This is a genomic window from Alteromonas sp. S015, assembly GCF_036864485.1.
Lineage (GTDB): Bacteria > Pseudomonadota > Gammaproteobacteria > Enterobacterales > Alteromonadaceae > Alteromonas.
Genome location: NZ_JAZETO010000005.1, coordinates 165,216 through 186,237, shown reverse-complemented (window position 1 = coordinate 186,237; position 21,022 = coordinate 165,216). Strand labels below are relative to the sequence as shown.

At 45.1% G+C, this 21,022-nt stretch carries 14 protein-coding genes; 11 read left to right on the top strand and 3 right to left on the bottom strand.

Annotation, left to right across the window (positions count from 1 at the left end; all coding sequences use genetic code 11):
* Positions 1-70: 70 nt before the first annotated feature.
* Complete coding sequence (locus V7R42_RS11310; RefSeq protein ID WP_334020320.1) at positions 71-922, bottom strand: D-hexose-6-phosphate mutarotase; 852 nt, start codon at positions 920-922, stop codon at positions 71-73.
* A gap of 188 nt (positions 923-1,110) precedes the next feature.
* On the bottom strand, positions 1,111-2,106 hold the full coding sequence (gap, locus tag V7R42_RS11305) for a type I glyceraldehyde-3-phosphate dehydrogenase (RefSeq protein WP_334020319.1): 996 nt from the start codon (positions 2,104-2,106) through the stop codon (positions 1,111-1,113).
* A 236-nt stretch (positions 2,107-2,342) separates the two neighbouring features.
* Between gap and malQ the strand changes: the two genes are divergently transcribed.
* The 5 genes from malQ (at position 2,343) to msrB (ending at position 11,445) form a co-directional block, all read left to right on the top strand.
* Positions 2,343-4,541, top strand: coding sequence for a 4-alpha-glucanotransferase (gene malQ / locus V7R42_RS11300; RefSeq protein WP_334020318.1), 2,199 nt, complete (start codon positions 2,343-2,345; stop codon positions 4,539-4,541).
* 159 nt (positions 4,542-4,700) lie between these two features.
* A complete protein-coding gene (glgB, locus tag V7R42_RS11295; protein WP_334020317.1) occupies positions 4,701-6,884 on the top strand; it encodes a 1,4-alpha-glucan branching protein GlgB in 2,184 nt (727 codons plus the stop codon).
* A 46-nt stretch (positions 6,885-6,930) separates the two neighbouring features.
* Positions 6,931-9,018 carry a glycogen debranching protein GlgX gene (glgX, locus tag V7R42_RS11290; protein WP_334020315.1) on the top strand — a complete coding sequence of 696 codons (2,088 nt, stop codon included), beginning with the start codon at positions 6,931-6,933 and terminating at the stop codon, positions 9,016-9,018.
* Between the two features lie 345 nt (positions 9,019-9,363).
* Positions 9,364-10,917: an NADP-dependent phosphogluconate dehydrogenase gene (gene gndA, locus V7R42_RS11285; protein WP_334020314.1), complete on the top strand. Its 1,554-nt coding sequence runs from the start codon at positions 9,364-9,366 to the stop codon at positions 10,915-10,917.
* 99 nt (positions 10,918-11,016) lie between these two features.
* Positions 11,017-11,445: a peptide-methionine (R)-S-oxide reductase MsrB gene (msrB, locus tag V7R42_RS11280; RefSeq protein WP_334020313.1), complete on the top strand. Its 429-nt coding sequence runs from the start codon at positions 11,017-11,019 to the stop codon at positions 11,443-11,445.
* Between the two features lie 173 nt (positions 11,446-11,618).
* Here the strand turns inward: msrB and V7R42_RS11275 are convergent, their stop codons facing one another.
* On the bottom strand, positions 11,619-12,503 hold the full coding sequence (locus V7R42_RS11275; RefSeq protein ID WP_334020312.1) for a DUF2989 domain-containing protein: 885 nt from the start codon (positions 12,501-12,503) through the stop codon (positions 11,619-11,621).
* 190 nt (positions 12,504-12,693) lie between these two features.
* On the opposite strand from V7R42_RS11275, the gene V7R42_RS11270 reads away from it, so the two are divergent.
* The 6 genes from V7R42_RS11270 (at position 12,694) to V7R42_RS11245 (ending at position 21,021) form a co-directional block, all read left to right on the top strand.
* A complete protein-coding gene (locus V7R42_RS11270; protein WP_334020311.1) occupies positions 12,694-14,139 on the top strand; it encodes a glyceraldehyde-3-phosphate dehydrogenase in 1,446 nt (481 codons plus the stop codon).
* A gap of 167 nt (positions 14,140-14,306) precedes the next feature.
* A complete protein-coding gene (locus V7R42_RS11265; RefSeq protein WP_334020310.1) occupies positions 14,307-15,446 on the top strand; it encodes a M14 family metallopeptidase in 1,140 nt (379 codons plus the stop codon).
* Positions 15,447-15,555: 109 nt separating this feature from the next.
* A complete protein-coding gene (locus V7R42_RS11260; protein WP_334020309.1) occupies positions 15,556-17,214 on the top strand; it encodes an alanine/glycine:cation symporter family protein in 1,659 nt (552 codons plus the stop codon).
* A 254-nt stretch (positions 17,215-17,468) separates the two neighbouring features.
* Positions 17,469-17,795: a zinc ribbon domain-containing protein gene (locus V7R42_RS11255; protein ID WP_014949837.1), complete on the top strand. Its 327-nt coding sequence runs from the start codon at positions 17,469-17,471 to the stop codon at positions 17,793-17,795.
* Positions 17,796-18,089: a YeaC family protein gene (locus V7R42_RS11250; RefSeq protein ID WP_334020308.1), complete on the top strand. Its 294-nt coding sequence runs from the start codon at positions 17,796-17,798 to the stop codon at positions 18,087-18,089.
* Positions 18,079-21,021, top strand: a complete 2,943-nt coding sequence (locus V7R42_RS11245) for a DUF349 domain-containing protein (RefSeq protein WP_334020307.1) — start codon at positions 18,079-18,081, stop codon at positions 21,019-21,021. The genes V7R42_RS11250 and V7R42_RS11245 overlap by 11 nt, the downstream gene beginning before the upstream one ends.
* The last annotated feature ends 1 nt before the right edge of the window (position 21,022 follow it).

The following is a 21,022-nucleotide window of genomic DNA, read 5'->3' as shown; positions in this document are numbered from 1 at the left end:
GTCATTTACGGAAGAACGAGACAGTCGACTCCCTTAAATGCGCGTAGAACGCGTTTACACTAAAGATAATTCACTTAGGCACTATGGTTTGTCTAAGCGTATGACTAGCGCCAGGCGCTACCGTTTTACCTTGGGTTATTGATGTTTCTACGCACAGCATATGCTTATAACCAAATGGGTCCATGTCTGAAATAGATGCTGCTCCTAACCAAGGGTTCCACACTACCAAAGAGTCATTACCGTCGGATAACACTTCTGTAAACGGGCTGCCTTCAACTTCAATTTCTGCAGTTTTAATTGGCGCAACATGAATGCGGTCTGTCTCACCTGTAATGGTGTAAGGGCTAGGGGTTGGCTTTAAACTCCAGTTGTCTAGTTTGTCTTGATATTGACCTTCGATGCCATTTATTTGTGTATGCTGTATGTGATCAACATGAAAATAAGTATGCAGCGCGCAATTAAAATCAAAAGGTGTAACGCCCGTGTTTTCAGTATTTAACGAGATGTCCATTGTGTCACCAACGGTAATGATCATGTTCACATTACAGTCATACTCAAACCCCTCAGCTCGGGTGAAGTTTGGTGAAAGCGTAATTGTTGTGCCGTTATCCGCTTCTTCTGAGTGGATCAGTTTCCACACTTGGGTTCTTAAAAAGCCGTGGGCGGGGAGGGCACCTTTTTCTCGGCCGTGATCATCGCTGAACCAGGGCCAGCATACCGGTATACCTCCGCGAATTGGACGCTCTCCATTTAAGTATGCGTGCGGGCTTACCCAAAGACGTTCTTTACCATCCTTTTTAGGGATGTATGACAAAATATGACCGCCAAAAAGGCTTATACGTGCTGAAGCAAACGTATTGCTTACGTCTAAAAAGGTAAGCCCATTCGACTCGCTAACGGTGACTGAATTAACAGGTGGCATAAGTCCTCCTTGGACTAAATAAGAAAACAGCAAAGGGTAAGCGACCGGAAAGCGTGTGTCGCCGAAATATCGTTATTATGTGTGTTTACGACCACGGAAAACAAAAAGGTGCAAACGTTGTGTTTACACCTTTAGATTAACTCAATTTTAGCGTAGTTAGTTTAACTATTTTTGCTAAATACAGTTAATTATTTAGAAATATGAGCCACAAGGTCAAGTACCTTGTTCGAGTAGCCCCATTCGTTGTCGTACCATGAGACAAGCTTAACGAATGTGTCAGTAAGCGCGATGCCTGCCGTGGCATCAAACACTGATGTACGCGCGTCGCCAAGGAAGTCGTTAGATACAACCGCATCTTCAGTGTAACCCATGATGCCTTTAAGCTCGCCCTCTGACGCTTCTTTCATTGCTGCACAGATTTCATCATAGCTAGCTGGCTTTGCTAGGTTTACGGTAAGGTCTACAACTGAAACGTTTGGTGTAGGCACGCGGAACGCCATTCCAGTTAGCTTACCGTTAAGCTCAGGGATAACTTTGCCTACTGCTTTTGCAGCACCGGTTGATGATGGAATGATGTTTTGACCGGCACCACGACCACCACGCCAATCTTTCATTGAAGGACCGTCTACGGTTTTTTGCGTTGCCGTAGTAGCGTGAACAGTAGTCATCAGACCGTCTACAATACCAAACTTGTCATTAAGTACTTTGGCAAGTGGTGCAAGACAGTTAGTAGTACAAGACGCGTTAGAAACGATAGTTTCACCTGCGTAGCTTTCTTGGTTCACGCCCATTACGAACATTGGCGTGTCGTCTTTAGAAGGCGCAGACATAACAACTTTCTTCGCGCCAGCCTCTATGTGCTTCGCTGCAGTTTCTTTAGTTAGGAATAGACCTGTTGATTCAACAACAACGTCAACGTCTACTTCATCCCACTTAAGGGTAGCTGGATCTCTTTCTGAAGTAATACGAATAGTTTTGCCGTTTACAATTAGGCTGTTGTTATCTACTGTAACTTCACCGTCGAATAAACCGTGTGTCGAGTCGTATTTCAATAGATAAGCAATGTAGTCCGTGTCTAGTAAGTCGTTTATTGCAACAACTTCAATGTCGTTGCGCTCTGCTGCTGCGCGCATTACTAGGCGTCCAATACGGCCAAAACCATTGATACCGATGCGAATTGTCATAACGTACCCCGATTATTTAAATAAAGTGAAAATTAATTACGTAAAGTATGGATCAAAATGCCATAATTAGCAAAATAAAAAGCCAAAGTGTTGCAAAATTACGAATAAGTGCTATTGCAATCGTATTCAGATATCGCCGCGCCCTCGTTTCTAGAATAATGTTAAAAATTTGTTTGTAGACGCACCATGCTTACTTTTGCTTTGCGTCTTTCACCGAATAACAGGAATGATAGACCATGACACAACAACTTCTGCAACAACTGGTTGAAATGCGGGGAATAGAAACCCAATACGTCGACGCATGGGGAAAGCCAGCAACCATCGCAGAATCAAGTAAAGCAAAATTACTTAACACACTTGGCTATGACACCAGTAGTGATGAAAAAATTCAGTCACAAATTACACAAGATATAAAATCGGTTTGGTTGTCTCCGTTAAACCCTGTTCAAGTAGTTCGCAACAACCAAGTAATTTACCTTGCGGTACGTTTGCCTATTGAATTGGTAAACGATGACCACACGCTAACAATCACCTGTGAAAATGGCGACGTGCTCACACATCAATTTACGCCTGTTGATCAGGATATGACAACGATGGCGCATATTGATGATGTTGAATTCCATGAATACGTCGTAACGTTGTCTTTGGATTTACCCCTTGGGTATCACGATATAGCCCTAAGTGCAGATGACGATGAGTTTGCTCGCTCGCGATTAATTGTGGCACCAGAAGCGTGTTATACGCCAAACGAGATCAAAGAAGGTAAAAAGGTTTGGGGCTTAAGCGTTCAGCTCTATTGTGTACGCAGTGAAAAGAACTGGGGTATTGGTGACTTTTCGGATTTAGCGCTACTTATTGAAAAAGCCGCTGGCGTTGGTGCAGACTTTATTGGGCTTAACCCTATACATGCCCTTTATCCAGCAAACCCTAATGCATGCTCGCCTTATGGACCAAGTTCTCGTCGCTGGCTGAACTATTTATATATTGATGTTACCGCTATTGAGGGTTATGAGGATACGTCAGTACAAGCGGTAGTGAGCAACGATGAATTTAAAGCTACGCTTGAACATGCGCGTAACGTAGAACACGTAGACTACGAGGCGGTGGCGCATGTTAAATTAGCTGCGCTAAAAGCGGTATTTAACGTATACGATGCCAAGTATCTTCGTAGAAACACTAAACAAAACAAAGCATTCAAAGCCTTCGTAGAAGCGGGCGGAGAAAGTTTAGATATGTTGGCGGTGTACGATGCTCTGCAGTCACACCTAAAAGCTGATGGTAAGGAAAGCTGGGGTTGGCCAGTGTTTCCACAGGAATACAAAGACTACCACAACCCAGCGGTGGCTAAGTTCAAAAGCGCCAACCAGCATGAAGTTAAGTTCTACCTGTTCCTTCAATGGGTTGCGGCGCAGCAGCTCGAACTTGCAAGTAGCAAAGCCACAGATGCAGGCATGACCATTGGCCTTTATCGCGACTTGGCGGTAGGCGTTAGCGAAGGCAGTGCGGAAATTTGGGGTAATAAAGACCTGTACTGTACAGGCGCAAGTGTTGGGGCGCCACCTGATATCTTGGGGCCACTCGGCCAGAACTGGGGATTACCTCCTATGGATCCTCGTAAGTTATACGAGCAGGGGTATCAGCCTATTATTGACTTGTTCGCGTCCAACATGGCGTCGTCAGGTTCACTGCGCATAGATCACGTCATGGCGTTGCTGCGTTTGTGGTGGGTTGTGAAGGGCGATAACGCGAAAGATGGCGGCTATGTTTATTATCCTGTTGACGATTTGCTCGGTATCTTAGCGTTAGAAAGCCATCGCAATCAGAGCTTAGTTATTGGTGAAGACTTGGGTACTGTGCCAGAAGAAATCCGCAGTAAACTTGCTGATAATGGCGTGTACTCATACCGTGTATTTTTCTTCGAACAAGCAGAAGACGGTGGTTTCTTCTCACCTAGCCACTATCCTGTTCAGTCGATGTCAACCTTGACTACCCATGATATGCCAACACTGATTGGTTACTGGCACTGCTTAGACCTAGAGTTAGGTAAAGAAATTGGGCTATATCCAACAGAAGAAATTCTTCAAACGCTGTATGCGGATCGTCATGAAAACAAACAAGCGATTCTAGATACCTTACACGGGCACGGTTCCGTTAACGATAAGGTGGGCCACGATGTTAACTACACAGGTATGAATCGCGAGCTGAACAACGGTATGCAGGTGCATATGGCAGGCGGTTCAAGTGCACTGCTGAGCCTACAGTTGGAAGACTGGCTAGAAATGGATAAGCCGGTGAATATCCCAGGCACATTTGATGAATATCCAAACTGGCGTAGAAAGCTCACCGAGAATATTGAGTCGATGTTCGATAGACATGATATAAATGAGTTAGCGTCTAAACTTACTCATGCCAGAAAGCAAGCAAGCCAAGGTTAGTTGCCTATTATCAAAGAAATGATATTAGGCGGTTGCCTAGGTAACTTAAACGAGTAAGATAAAGTACCAAGACGGTACTTGATAGAGCTTAAATGTGAACCACGCATTTAAGCTCTCAATTCAACCCGCTGCCATGCGGGTTTTTACTAGGAGTAGTGAATGCAATTAGCGCAGCAGTTTGAACAGGTATTATGTTCTCAGCCGTTTTCCCATTTAGGTATAGTTAAAAAACAGCAAAAGTCGATACTTCGCGTGTGGCGCCCTAACGCCAGTGAAATAACGATTAAATGGGAGAATGCAGCGCTAGCAAATGTAACCGTTATCTCCAAAAATGGTCTTTTTGAAACACCACTGCATAAAGAATATCAAGGTGAGGTTTATCGTGTTATCGCCAAAGGCTTGAATGACGATAAGTGCTATATCGATCCTTATCAATTCTCTGAACAGGCATATCATGCGGTACATTACATCGACAGCAAGCCTGCAAACTTGTACGAGCAAGCGGGAGCGCAACTTTTAACACTCACATCATCACAAGGCGAGGCTGTAAAAGGTGTAAGGTTCTGTGTTTTCGCGCCTAATGCGAGTACGGTGTCGCTCATTGGCGATTTCAATCACTGGGATGCGCGCATGCATCCTATGGAAAAGACCTCTATGGGATACTGGGTACTGTTTGTACCAGAACTCGCAGAGGGGGAGCGTTACAAGTATCATATTAAAGATGCGCATGGTCACGACTTACCTCATAAGGCTGACCCTCTTGGCTTCAGTGCAGAGCAATACCCTTCCCACGCTTCGAAAATCTACAATCACAATACCTATGAGTGGAACGATAGTGCTTGGATGGAAAAGAGAAAGGAGAGCAAGTACAACAGCCCAATGAGCATTTATGAAGTGCATCTTGGCTCTTGGAAACGTCCTGATATTGAAGGTGATGCGCGCTATCTTACGTATAAAGCGTTGGCTGATGACCTAATAAACTACGTTAGCGATATGGGCTACACACATCTTGAGTTGCTGCCCATTTCCGAGTTTCCTTTTGATGGTTCATGGGGCTATCAGCCAGTAGGGATGTTCGCTCCAACCAGCAGATTTGGAAACCCAGACGACTTCAAATATTTTGTTGATAAAGCCCACCAAGCAGGTATTGGCGTAATTATCGATTGGGTACCTGCGCACTTCCCAGAAGATGGCCATGGTTTAGCTCGATTTGATGGCTCATGCGTTTATGAATATGAAGACCCAAGAAAAGGCTGGCATCCAGACTGGAATTCTTGCATTTACGATTTTGGTAAAGACACGGTTCGTCAATTCTTGGTAGCGAACGCATTGTTCTGGCTAGACAAATTCCACGTTGATGGATTGCGGGTTGATGCTGTGGCATCCATGCTTTATCTCGATTATTCACGCAATGACGGTGAGTGGATCCCCAATGTGGATGGTGGTAACGAGAATTACGAGGCTATCAGCTTACTTAAATGGATGAATGAAGAAGTGTACAAGCACTTCCCTGACGCTATGACGATTGCCGAGGAGTCAACGTCATTTCCCAAGGTCTCTCGCCCAGTATTTGATGGTGGGTTGGGCTTTGGCTTTAAGTGGAATATGGGATGGATGCACGACTCATTGCACTACATTGCGAAGGACCCCGCATACCGCAACTATCACCACGGTGATATTACCTTCAGCATGGTCTACGCGTTTGACGAGAACTTTGTGCTGCCTATCTCGCACGATGAAGTGGTGCATGGTAAGGGCAGTATGTTGCACAAAATGCCTGGCGACGAATGGCAACAAGCAGCTAACCTACGTTGCTATGCGGGTTTCATGTACGGTCACCCGGGCAAAAAGCTCAACTTTATGGGAAATGAGCTTGCGCAAGCCCGTGAATGGAACCATGACAGCAGTTTAGACTGGCACTTGCTCGATTACGAAAAACACAAAGGCATTCAAGCGCTTTATAAGGCGCTCAACCACCTCTATACGACGACGCCCGCATTGTATGAGCAGGATCACGAACCCAGCGGTTTTGCTTGGTTAGATCACAATAATGCGGACCAAAGTGTAGTGTCGTTTGTAAGAATGTCGAAAGACGCCAAACAAAAAGTGTACGTGGTGTCTAATTTTACGCCTGTACCACGCAAAAATTTCAGAATAGGCGTAGATGATGCATGCACGCTTACGCTGGCACTTAATACAGATGACGGTACTTACTGGGGCAGCAATTATGAAGTTGTGTCGACTGTAAAGGCCCAGAAAATGCCTTGGAATGAGCGTGCGCATTCGGCGGAGGTTACCTTACCGCCGCTCGCTACGGTATTTTATGTTACCAATGTGGATTAGTCGCCTAGCAATTCAGGCTCTGGCGAACAGATAGATTGAGAACGTAGTGAACGAAATTCGAGACACCGCACTAATTGTAGAAAGTGGAATGGGTAAAGCCCACCCACTTGGCTCAACTATTACAGAAGATGGTTGTAATTTTGCCGTGTACGCTCCCGACGCAAGGGCGGTTGTGTTGTGTTTTTTTAATAGTGACACGGAAGAGGCCATAAGCGAGCACGCTTTACCTGAGAAGACCGGTGATGTCTGGCACGGTCACTTTAGCGGTGTTAAGGCAGGGCAGTACTATGGTTATCGCGTAGAGCGTGGGGAGGGTGGTTTACATGCTGTACCCACCGACAAATTGCTTATCGATCCTTACGCCAAGAAAATTAGCCGCGCAATAAAATGGGATGCTAGGCAATATAAACACGACTCTCAGTTTATGATCCCAAAAAGTATTGTGATTGACCACAAGGGCTACGCGCCCAGTCATGTTAGCGCGCCTGCTATCCCGAAACACAAGCGTATCGTTTATGAAGCGCATGTTAAAGGTCTCACAAAGCGCCATCCAGATGTTCCTAAAGAACACCGGGGAAAATTTTTAGGTGCTGCACACCCGAGCGTAATCAAGCATCTAAAAGCATTAGGCGTAACAACGGTGCAGTTTATGCCTTTGTGCTCATTCATGCCTGAACCATTTATTACAGAGAAAAGCCTGACCAATTATTGGGGATATAATCCGGTTAACTTTTTTTCGCCAGAGCCTCGTTACGGAGTATCAGATGCCCTTGCTGAATTGAAGTCTATGGTTGACGCTTATCACACTGCCGGATTAGAGGTAATCGTTGATGTAGTATTTAACCATACTGCAGAGGCAGGCGTTGGCGGCCCCATTTTATCCTACAAGGGTTTCTGCCCTTACCAAGCGTATTTGCTTGAACAAACAAAGAATGGAGAACTGGTTTATTCCAATCACTCTGGCTGTGGTAACACGGTAAATACAGCACAACCATTTATGATGGGTCTCATTTTAGATGCTATGCGTCATTGGGTATCCGTTATTGGTGTGGACGGCTTCCGCTTCGACTTAGCAGTATGTTTGGGCAGAGAGCCGCAAGAATTCAACAAAAAATCAGGGTTGTTACGAGCTATCAGGAGCGATCCTATTTTAAAAGAAAAGGTGTTGATAGCTGAACCATGGGATATTGGTCCCGGCGGCTATCAAGTCGGAAACTTTCCGTCACCTTGGTTAGAAGTGAACGATAAATATCGCGATACCGTGCGCGCTTTTTGGCGGGGCGATGACGGGGTAACAGCTGACTTTGCTACACGCTTGATGGGCTCACGAGATATCTTTCACAAAGGTCATCGACATATCAGTACGTCGGTGAATAACGTGACCTACCACGATGGATTCACGCTGCACGATATGGTGACCTACGCCGAACGTCATAATCTCGATAATTTAGAAGAAAACCGTGATGGCCATGGGCACAACCTTTCTGCTAATTATGGTATTGAGGGGGAAACGAATGATGAGCAAATTCTTGCTACTCGTGAACGCCAGAAGCGCAATCTATTCGCAACCCTGATTTTCTCCCAAGGTACACCGCATATTCTGGGCGGGGATGAACTAAGCCGCACCCAAAATGGCAATAACAATGCCTACTGTCAGGATAATCCAATTAGCTGGATGAATTGGGAATTAAACAAGCGCAAGCAAGATTTCCTGAGCTTCTGTCAGTACGTTATCCGTTTGCGTCAGTCATCATTGCTGTTAAGTGAATTAAAGCTGCATGATGATACTTTTACGCTGTCGCGGAACGTGAAAGAAATAAACTGGTATAAGCCCGATGGTTCTGACAAGGCGTCAGAAGACTGGAATGCACACCACAACAAAGCGTTTGGTGTAGAAATAAAAGGTTGTGTAATGGGCGATCAAAAGCCTGAGCATTGGTTCTTATGTGTAAATGCAAGCGAAAGTGACGTGCGGTTTCATTTGCCTTCTGTCATACCGAGAGGTGGATGGACAATGCATCTTGATACACGCTACAGTTCCCTCGAAGAGCAACCGTCAATTTGTATTCAAAAAGTGTTTTTACAGGCCAGCAGATCGCTTACCTTGTTTAGCTTCTCTCAGTTTTCGGGATAACCCCGTGGCGTTAACAAGGGCTGATGTTTATTAAGATTTAGTGTGTAAGAACAATATTTCACAGACAAAGGTAAAACGGAGCTTGCTACCAAGAGGTGAATAAGCAGGGCAGACAGATGAGAAACAAAGTCTTTACCTTTGTGTGAATTTTGTACAGGGTGAGTGCCCGTGCGCTCACTACATATAATAAGCGTAGTAAAATATCGGTCATAATACGCTGTCGAACCCGTTAATGTTTACCGTTGGTGACAATTACACCAGCACGCACTAAATTGTAAGCTTAGACTGTTCTTTATTCTTTCTGGTGGTATCATGCGCAGCCATCTGAAATGTGAGGGTGTTCCTATGCAAAAGAAAGGTGGTAATTCGCACGAAGACAAGTCGTGTGATATTGGTTTTATTGGTTTAGGGGTGATGGGTAGTAACCTTACCATGAACCTAGTAGACCATGGCTATCGTGTAGCGTGTTTCGATTTAGACCAAAACAAAGTTGAGTCTATTCTTGCCAAAGACGCAAGTGAAAGAGCCGAAAATACTGAGCCTCGAGTTGAAGGCTGCAGTTCTTACACCGAGCTTTTAAGCAAGTTAAAAGCCCCGCATCTTATTATTATTTCTGTGCCTGCTGGCGATCCCGTTGATCATGTTTGTAATCACCTTATCGATGCCGGTATTCACGCAGACGATATCGTGGTTGATACTGGTAACAGCTTGTGGACAGACTCTGTAGCACGTGAAGAGCAGTACAAAGGTAAATTTATCTTCTTCTCTACCGCCGTGTCAGGTGGTGAAGTAGGCGCGCGCTTCGGGCCATCTTTGATGCCATCCGGTAACCCTTACGCGTGGACTCGCATTGAGCCAGTACTGAAAGCTATCGCTGCAAAGGTTGACCCTGAAACGGGTAAACCCTTGGAAAGCCACACCCCAGGCCAGCCGGTGCTAGAGGGTGAGCCATGCGCGACCTATATCGGTCCGGTGGGGGCAGGGCACTATGTAAAAATGGTGCACAATGGCATCGAGTACGCAGACATGCAGCTAATCTGTGAAACTTACCATATAATGCGCGAAGCGCTGCACATGGCGCCAGCTGAAATTGCAGAGGTGTTTCGTCGCTGGAACGAAGGTAAGCTAAATAGTTATCTGATGGAAATTAGCGCTGAAGTGCTCGAACAAATGGACCCTGAAACACAACAGCCATTGGTTGACGTCATTTTAGACAGAGCGGGTCAAAAAGGTACAGGCCTTTGGACTGCAGTAAGTGCATTGCAAGTAGGTAGCCCTGCACAGACCATCACTTCTGCAGTATTCGCACGCAGCATTTCAAGTTTGAAAGACGAGCGCGTAGCAGCGAGCAAATTGCTTGCAGGACCTGATACACCGACATTTAGCGCTGACGAGAAAATGTCTATCATTAATAAGCTGGAACAAGCGCTTTATTGCTCTAAAATCTGTGCGTACGCACAAGGTTTTCAGCTAATGGCAATGGCGGGCAAGGAACACGGCTGGACCTTAGAGTTTGGTGAAATCGCTAAAATATGGCGTGCAGGCTGTATTATTCGCGCTGTATTTCTTCAGTCTATTTCTCAAGCTTACGAGAATAATGAAGATTTAGCTAATCTGCTTATGGATCCATTTTTTGCAGAGCAAATTACTCAATATCAAGCTGATTGGCGCGAGTCTATTGCTCAGGCAACATTGGCTGGCGTACCTTGCCCTGCAATGATGTCAGCGCTTAGCTACTACGATTCGTATCGCACTGCTGTGCTACCAGCTAATTTGCTGCAAGGGCAGCGCGATTACTTTGGCGCACATACCTATCAGCGTGTAGATAAACCAGCGGGGAAAAAGTATCACATTGAGTGGAGTGATCCTGCACGACCGCAAACCGCTATCAAAAAGTAGTACGAGATAAATAGAATTACACGCGCTCATAATTGAGCGTAAACTAAATGAAGGTGTATTTGTTTTCAAATACACCTTTTTTGTTTTAAGAGGTAAGTTATGTCCACAGGTAAAAAAGCGAACGAATCAATGGCAGGAAAAGACTGGAAAACCCAGCTTAGCGACGAAGAATATTATGTTTGCCGCGAAGCAGGTACTGAACGGCCTTTTACGGGGGTCTTGCTAGACGAGCAGCGAGAAGGTTTATACGTATGTAAGTGCTGCGAGGCGCCACTATTTCCCTCCGATACTAAATTTGACGCAGGTTGTGGATGGCCTTCATTCTATAAGCAGCTCGATGACGGTAACGTAAACTACAGAGAAGACTTAAGTCACGGTATGCGCAGAGTTGAGATTTTTTGTAAGCAGTGCGGTTCGCACTTAGGACATGTATTTCCCGATGGCCCAGCGCCAACAGGTCAAAGATACTGTGTGAATTCGTTGTCTATGACGTTTAAGGGTAAGGATAATACAAAAATTAAAGGTTAAAAGGTGATAGATCAAAGTGCCCTAACCGAGGTGCGCACAGAATTAAGGTAAACATCTGGTTAAAATTTAACCTTGCGCGAAGCGTCGAGCAACTTGCCCCCCAAAAAAACACCATAAATGGCGTTTTTCTTATTCATAATATGAATAAAATTGTGTAATTGAGTTTCAAAAAATCAGAGTTTATCGAGTTTTAATGAAACCGCGTTGAAGGTGCCGCTATCTAGACTGCTGACTATCTCCTCAACGATGTTATCGAGAACGTCTACTGGAAGATTGTGTTGTTGGCCCAGCTGCACGCGCAGAGTGTCGTTAAGCCTCTTATCATATTCTTCCGCCACGCCATACCAAACGTAGGCAAGACGATAGTTATCCATATCCATTCCCATAGACGCGAGCGAGTGGAAGATACCGACATCAATGTTTTCGCTATCAGTATATAAACTTAGCGCGCGATACAAGGTTTTTATTGTTCGTTTCTGGTCTGTTTTTATAAGAACAGAGGCCATGGCGACCAATAGCTTAGGGTCGCTAACGCGGTTGCTAGCCACATAGCGCTCAAAGCGATGAAAAGCATCGTTGTCGTTATGACGTGTCCAGTGATAGAACGAAAGATAAGGGTCAAGCGAGTCCTTCGTTTCACGGTTTAGGCGTTTAATTTCACGCTGAGCAGTCATGACACCTTTTAGTCTTGAAGCTTCATTGTCTTTGCGTTTAACGTGTTCGATATGCTGGACGACTTCAACACAACTTAAGTATTCTTCGAAGCTGAGAAGGAGAGGGTATTTGTAAGCGTCGTCTTTTGAATCTGCGTTGTAATAACGTAGACGAATAATTTCAGCGCGTTCAGCGCGACAACGTGCATCCAAATTCAAATCTGAGCAAATCTCGCTGTGAGATTCACAAATTTCACTGATAGTCGGCTCGAAAAGGTCGCCACAACCAGTCAATACTGTCGTTATTGCAAGACATACCGTCGTTAAACAACTTTTTGTTGGAAACTTACCAAATAAACTCTCTGTTACATGCGTTTTTATAGAGGTTTTGAAAATTATTGACAATTTGGTCTTCCTAGCTTGTTTATTTAAGATAGCGCTCGTCACCGTCAGGCGAAAACTCACCTAGTGTACCCTAAAAATAATAAAAAGCTGACGCGTAATTAGGATAAGTTGAGAGCGTTTGTACTAGTGAAAGATAGGCTGCGCTTACAACGACGACAACCGTTAAATTAATATCGATAAAGGCAGAAGCATGAATCAACAGTATGAGCAGGAATTACAAAGCAGCTGGCAAGAGCGTCAGGAATACGCAGAAATGATGTTGCCCCTTATTGGTAAGTTGTACCGCAATAAGGCCGTTGAAATTTCAGTTTATGGACGCTCGTTACTGAACGCCAGCGCTATTGATGTTATTAAAGCGCACCGCAAAGTACGTCTGCACGAAGGTATTAAGCTACGCCTACGCGAGAGTTTTCCAATTTTAGAAGCTCTGAGCAGTATGAAACTGGCCCCGGCTCAAATTGATATAGGTAAATTAGCGTTTGATTTTCACTACGGTTCTGCGGTCGACAACAGCGACCTTACGGCCTACCTTAACGAAAAACTAAACGACGTTGCCGACAAAGAGGACGATCAGAAACCTCAGGACGTTGTACTATATGGGTTTGGCCGTATAGGTCGTTTACTTGCTCGCTTGCTTATTGAGCGCCAAGGTAAAAACAATAAGCTTCGCTTACGTGCTATTGTGGTCCGTGGCGGGCGCGATGGTGACCTAGAAAAACGCGCAAGCTTACTGCGCCGCGATTCTGTGCATGGGCCGTTCAACGGCAGCATCACCGTTGACCACGAGCGAAACGCGCTAAAAGCAAACGGTTCGTACATTCAAGTCATTTATGCCAACAGCCCAGATGAAGTGGATTACACTCAATATGGCATCGATAACGCCATCATTGTAGACAATACGGGTATTTGGCGTGACCGCGATGGCCTAGGCCTTCACCTCAAAGCTAAAGGCGCTGCGAAAGCCATTCTTACAGCCCCTGGTAAAGGAGACATTAAGAACATTGTGCACGGTGTAAACGACGAAGAAGTCACACCAGAAGATACAATTGTTTCTGCTGCAAGCTGTACGACTAACGCGATAACGCCGGTACTTAAAGCGCTAGACGAAGAATATGGCATTGAAAACGGTCACGTTGAAACCGTTCACTCTTACACCAACGACCAAAACCTTATTGATAACTACCACAAAGGTGACCGTCGAGGACGTAGCGCGCCACTTAATATGGTTATTACCGAAACGGGCGCTGCGAAAGCAGTTGCCAAAGCGTACCCGAAACTGGCAGGTAAACTTACCGGTAATGCTATCCGCGTACCTACGCCTAACGTATCGTTAGCGATTTTGAACCTAAATCTTAAAACGCAGGTAGATCGCATCGGGGTAAATGAGTTTTTGCGTGACACAGCGCTGTTTTCGAAGCTTCAACATCAAATTGACTACACCGCAAGTAAAGAGATTGTATCTACAGATTTAGTCGGCTCTCGCGCTGCGTCTGTGGTTGACTCTCAGGCAACCATCGCCGCAGATAACCGCCTGACACTATATGTGTGGTACGACAACGAGTTTGGTTACAGCTGTCAGGTATTGCGCGTAGTTCGTGATATGGCAGGGCTAAGCTTCCCTACGTTGCCGCTTTAAGTAATACGCATTTTAAGAATTGTATAAAAAACCGACCTAAGTGGTCGGTTTTTTGATGGTGTAAACATTTTGTATACTTTCGATAGTACAAAACCCGCTGTACGCGTGGAATTTGTGTTTACGTCTATGCTAAATTAGCGCTCAAATAATGAGGAAAACGACAGTCTATGCATATTTCCAGTCAATTCGACAGCGGTAACATTGAAGTTGTTAGCGCACAATCACCAGACGATATCCGTCTAACTATTCCCAACGACAACCAATCTGAATTTGCTCAGTGGTTCCATTTTCGTTTAGTGGGCGAAACTTTTGTAACTCACACAATGACCATTGGTAATTTGGCAAAATCAGCATATCCAGAAGGTTGGAAGGGATATAACGTTCTCGCGTCTTACGACCGTCAAACTTGGTTTAGAATTCCTAGTGAATTTGACGGTGACAACCTTACGTTCTCACTAACGCTAGAACAGCCAAGCGTGTACTTCGCGTATTTCATTCCTTACAGCTACGAACGTCACCTTGATCTCGTGCACGACGCGCAAATGTCACTACTTTGCGAGCACAAATTCTTAGGCCTTACCCTTGATGGCCGTGATATGTCTATGCTGGTTATCGGTGAAGAAACACCAGAGAAGAAAAAAGTCTGGATCACGGCACGTCAACACCCTGGCGAAACCATGGCCGAGTGGTGTGCAGAAGGTATTATTTACCGTCTGCTCGACGAGCAAGATGGTTTGGCGCGACAGTTGCTTGATAATGCTGTTTTCTACATTGTGCCAAACATGAACCCAGACGGCAGTGCACGTGGTCACCTGCGCACTAATGCTGTAGGAACCAATCTTAACCGCGAGTGGGCGACACCATCGCAAGAAAAAAGCCCCGAAGTACTTTACGTACTTAACGCAATGAGCGAAATTGGTGTAGACATGTATCTTGATTTGCACGGTGATGAGGCACTGCCCTACAACTTTGTCGCAGGAAGTGAGGGTAACCCAAGCTACAATGACACCATCAAAATGCTTGAAAATACGTTCAAAGATGCACTGTTAAGTGCAACGCCAGAGTTTCAAGACGAGTTTGGCTACGATAAAGACGAGCCGGGTAAGGCTAATCTGACTGTAGCGTCAAATGCGGTGGGTGAGAAGTTCAAGTGTATGGCGTACACAGTAGAAATGCCGTTTAAAGATAACGCTGATGTACCAGACGACATTTACGGTTGGTCGGTACAGCGCAGCCGTCAGCTAGGTGAAGATTTACTTATTGGTGTGAATGCAGTTGTTAAAAAGCTAAAAGCACCGGAGCAATAAAATAGAAATAAGGAAGCAAAAGCTTCCGCAAAAAAGGCCTCGACAATAAGAGGCCTTTTAATTATCAAAATAAAACAACAATTAAACATAATAAAAAAGGGGAATAACGTTGGAAGGGTTATATGGTTTTCTAACTATGCTCGATGGTTTCTTAGGGGGCGCGTTCTGGTTTCCTTATGTACTGTTAGGCGTAGGTCTTTTCTTTACGGTTTATCTTAAGTTTCCGCAAATTCGTTTCTTTAAACACGCTTGGCAGGTTGTTACTGGTAAGTTTGATAAGGAGAGCGACCCTGGTGACACCACGCACTTTCGCGCGCTAACTACCGCACTGTCTGGCACGGTAGGTACAGGTAATATATCAGGTGTTGCTTTTGCTATTTTCCTTGGCGGCCCCGCAGCACTATTTTGGATGTGGGTAACGGCCTTTTTGGGTATGACGACAAAGTTTGTAGAAGTTACCCTGTCGCATAAGTACCGCGTAAAAACGGAAGACGGCACCATGGCGGGTGGCCCCATGTATTATATGGACCGTCGCTTAAACATGAAGTGGTTAGCGGTTGCATTTGCTGTTGCAACGGTAGTCAGTTCATTTGGTACCGGCAACCTTCCTCAAAGTAACGGTATTGCGCAGAGTATTGAAGCCACTTTTGGTTTTGAACCGTGGGTAGTAGGTAGTGTACTGGGTATTCTTCTAGCCTTGGTCATTCTTGGTGGTATCCAACGCATTGCAGCGTTTACGGCGCGCGTTGTTCCAGTCATGGCTGTTATTTATCTTATTGGTGCCCTTGCCGTTATTTTCGCTAATCTAGAAAATATCGGTCCATCATTTGCGGCAGTTATTGGTGATGCGTTTACCGGTTCAGCAGCCGCAGGTGGCTTCTTAGGGGCGTCGTTAGCTTATGCATTTAACCGTGGTGTAAACCGCGGCCTGTTTTCAAACGAGGCGGGTCAAGGTTCTGCGCCTATTGCCCACGCAGCAGCAAAAACGAAAGAGCCTGCGTCAGAAGGTATGGTGTCACTGCTTGAACCCTTCATCGACACTATTTTAATTTGTACTGTAACGGGTTTGGTTATTCTGTCGTCAGGCGTGTGGAAAGAAAAACACGAAAACGTGTTCGATCGTTCCGATATGTATTTCGTGGCAGGAAAATACGACGATACCAACCAAGCTGATGTCGATAAATTATATGGCTATCTAAACGAGATTGAAGGTAACGTAGTTGAACCTTACACGGGTTCAATTACCGTTGTTAACGGCACGGCGGTAAGCGATGGTTTTACTCTGCTTAACGCTAGGTCTGTAGCAGAAGACGTAAAGTACGCAGTAGGCAGTGAAGACTTGTTTACCGGCACGCTTAAGATTGTCGACGGAAAACCGGTTAAAGAGAATCTTGAAGTAAGCGGTAAGTCGCTGGTTCACTCAGCAGCGCTTACTACCATTGCCTTTACCCGTGGTTTCTTTGGCGATTTTGGTCAATATATCGTGTCAATTGGCCTTATGTTGTTCGCTTTCTCAACCGCCATTGCCTGGTCATATTACGGTGACCGCGCCATGACCTATTTGTTTGGTCCACGTTCGGTAATGCCGTATCGCGTCATCTATGTCGCTGGTTTCGTTTGGGCAGCATTCTCTGACACCACATTAGTTTGGGCACTTTCAGCTGTGGCTATCGTGGTAATGACCTTGCCAAACCTGTTCGGCATCATGTTGCTTTGTAAAGAGATGAAGGAAACCGTCAACGACTACTGGTCTCGACATAAAAAATAAGGTGAGTATTGTCTTTTCTTGAGTTTTATTGAGAGAAAAGGCAAGTCGGTCACCAGATAAAAATGCGTAGCGGTGAACTTTGTACAAAAGTTAACACCCTGCGCATTTTTGTTTTATGGCGATAAGGTTAATCCACAGAATCGACTTCATTGTTGTGATGAACTTAAGTATGATACCCATCCGCGTAAAAATGCTTACTCGCTTAAAGGCGTATAGCGCATTTCCATTTCGCACCCAATAAATAGGAGCAACATATGGCATTAGTTGACTGTCCTTCATGTAACAAGAAAACGTCTGATAAAGCTAAGACGTGTCCTCACTGCGATTTTAAAATCGGAGATGCGACTTCAGAAGATATAGAGCGCAAACAAAGCTTACAAAGATTTAAAAAATTAGCCAGTATCCAGAACCAATCGCTTCTTGCTATGCTGATATTTGTTGCCAGTTTTGGTTTTATGTATTGGGGCGGAACTCGTCCAGGTGACTTGCAACATAATTTAGCTATTTTGGGCGCTGTGGTTGGCTTTGTATGGTACTTAGTAAACCGAGCGCGAATTGTTTACATAAAGCGTTTTTCCTAAATGAATATAGAAGCACTATTATCCAGTATGACGCCGGAGATATACGAGCGTCTGCGCCAGGCTGTTGAAACAGGTAGGTGGCCTGACGGTACGCCTTTAAACGAAGAGCAAAAAGCAAGCAGCATGCAGGCCGTAATGCTGTATCAAGCGAAAATAGAAAAATCCTCTGAGCATATGACAGTAGGTGAAAGCGGCGAGATTGTTCATAAGAGCAAAGCCGACTTTAAACGCTCGTTACGAGATGAGCAGGAAAATGAAAACACAATAGCGCGGTTTAAACAGGATGATATTTAGTCGTATATTTGCGCCTTCACACCAAAGCCCAAAGCCTGAAAAACGGATGCAGGCGATCGAGAGTCTTTCTCCCGACAAGGCACAGGAAAAAACAATTCTTCACGAACTGGCATTTAATGACGAAGATGCAAATGTCAGTTTGGCCGCACTTGAAAAGCTAAATAGCTTTGTGTTGTGGCTTAAAATGTCGCAAATTGCCAAGCAGTCTCGCGTTAAAAAAACCGCTGAAAAAAAGGTAAACGCCGCACTACTGGGTGAGGGTGATGTGACACTTTCCCGTCAAGAGAAGTTCTCTTTTTTAACTGAAACGGCCAGCGCTGATTTAGTGGTGCAGTTAACACCACAAATATTGAAAAAAGAGCCTACGCTTTTACAAGACGACGACTTAGCTAACGCACTAATTGAAAAAGTGGGGAAGCCGTCTTTTACTCAGTTTGTTTTCTTAGAAGGTGCGAGTACCCAACTGCAAACCCAGCTAATTAATGCTCATTCAGACGTATCGGACTTGCAGAAGCTTGCTAAGAAAGTGTCAGACGATGCGCTTACTACGCAAATTAGTGCGCGGATCGATGCTATCAAAGAGGCTGCAAAGCGCCCGGTAGAGCTCAAAAAACAGCTTACTTTGGTGCTGTCTAAATATCAGGCTTTACTCGACAAGTCAGATGTAGAGACTATTGATGAAAAACGCAATGAGCTGGAGAGCGAGTTGACAGGGCTGTTTGCTCAAATTGATTTACTCACTCCAGAAGACGGCGCTGAATACGAAGAAAAGCGCGCCCGTATAGGTGAGCAGCTTGAGCGATATTTAAGCCGTATTCGCCCTGCATGGGAAGAAAAGCAACAAGCGTCGCAACGTGCCAATACCAAAGCTTTGTGCGAGCAGCAGCTGACTTACGCCAAAGAGCAGGTTGCCTGGCTGTATAATAACCGGCTTTGTGAAGCGACACTTGCTGATGTTGCAACGGTTAATGAAAGCGTACGTGGTGTTGAAGCAACCCTTGAGCAGCTAGCGCGTTTAGATAAAGAATCTGCTATCGATAAGCGAATTACGGAGATCAAGCGCGTTGTCGACGGACTAAATGCGCAGCTTGATCGCTTTTCTATGCAGCAACAATACGGTCAGAAGCTGTTAATTAAACTTCAGTTGCTTGAAGATATTGCCGCTAAGATCGTATCGGTAAACGATAGCGGGTCGGATAAAGGTACTCGTGACGTGAGTGTTGAAGAAGCTAGCGCATCGACTGAGGATTTAAGTCAAGTAAACGGTAGTGATGAAGCACAAAACAGCAGCGTAGTGGCTCTTAAAGCGGAGTTTGACGAAGCACGTCAAGCGTACAAAGCGCTTAGTCGCGAAGTCGATGCCATTCCTAAGGTGTTGTCTAAACGTTTTAACGCAGCGACAAGCAGTGTAAATGCCAAAGATCGTGCTCAAAAATCCAAAGAAAATGAGCAAGTAAAACACATTAGAAAGCACATTAGTGTTATCGACAACTTAATTGCCCAGGGTAAGTTTCGCGTTGCAATTTCTAAGTTTACAAAGCTTCAGGTAAGTTATTCTGCGCTGCCAGATTCAGCGAAAAAGTATGTGGAAAAGCGCTTTGAGAAAACGGCAGCTGATGTGTCGCGCCTAGAAGGGTGGCAGGATTACCTAGCTGCGCCGCGAAAGCCAGCGCTTGTGGAAGAAGCAATCGCGCTGGCAAATGCCGATGTCGATAACATAAAGCAGAGAAGTGAAGCTATTAAGTATCTGCGCAAGCAATGGTTATCTTTAACGTCGTCTTCGTCTGATAGTGAAGAAAGCAGTGAAGATATGTTGTTACAACAGCAATTTGATAATGCACTTGAAAAGGCCTTCGAGCCTTGTAGAGCGCATTACGCAAAGTTAGACGCACAGCGGGCCGCTGCGCGTGAACAGCGCATATCGATTATCGCTACGGTGAAGGCAATGGACATTAACATGCCGGAAGCTGAGTTAGTGAAGGCTTTTGATAGAGTTTCTAAACAGTGGCATGGTACTGGTCAAGTTGAGCGTGAAATATATGAGCAACTGAAGCAAGAGTGGAAGGCGGTGTCATCGCCAATTCAAGCTAAAGTGAATCAATGGCAGAATGACAACCAAACACAAAAGCGTGCGCTGGTTGCTCAGGCTCGTCAACTTTCGTTGCAAGATGATGTGGCTGACGCTGCCGACAAAGCTCAGCAACTGCAAAGTCAATGGAAGGAAGTAGGCCACGCAGGTAAACGCGAAGAAAGCAAGTTGTGGGCAGAATTTAAAGCCGCAAATGATACTGTGTTTGAACGTTTAAAAGCTGAGCGCAAAGTCCAGAACAATGCGTTTAATGCGTTAGTAGATTCGCTACTTAAGCAAGTGGAAGCTATTGACATAAACAGCGATAATATCACGTTCGGTCAATCAATAAATGACATTCGTGCTCAGTTTACCGACTTGCCTAGAGCGCAGCGTACACAAGTTGAGAAAAAGATAGATTCACTTGAAAGTAAGCGTGCTGCGCAAGTTAAAAATGCGCAATCTCAAGCCCTATTGGCGCGGGCTCAGGCTCTGATTTCTTTACTACAGCTTAGTGTAGGTGAGGGAAGTGGTGATGAGCAGTCTCTAGCTGAAACGTTAGGGAAGCGTTGGGCGAGCGTATTAGGTCAGTCTACTGGAAATGAAACAACTCAGCACGACAGACAATGGTTAACGGTAGCCTTGGAAGTCGCAACTGGTATGCCAAGCCCTGATGCAGATGCATCTATACGCTCTAGCGTACAGTTACAAATGATGACAGCTAAGTTGGAACAAGGTGAGGCAGCAGCGCCCCCCGACATTCTTGCAGACTGGTTATCGTACGATTCGATAAGCGAAGCAGATAACCATTACCTTCAACGGGTTATTTCAGTCATTGAAGCGCATCCTGAAATTGTCGCTTAAA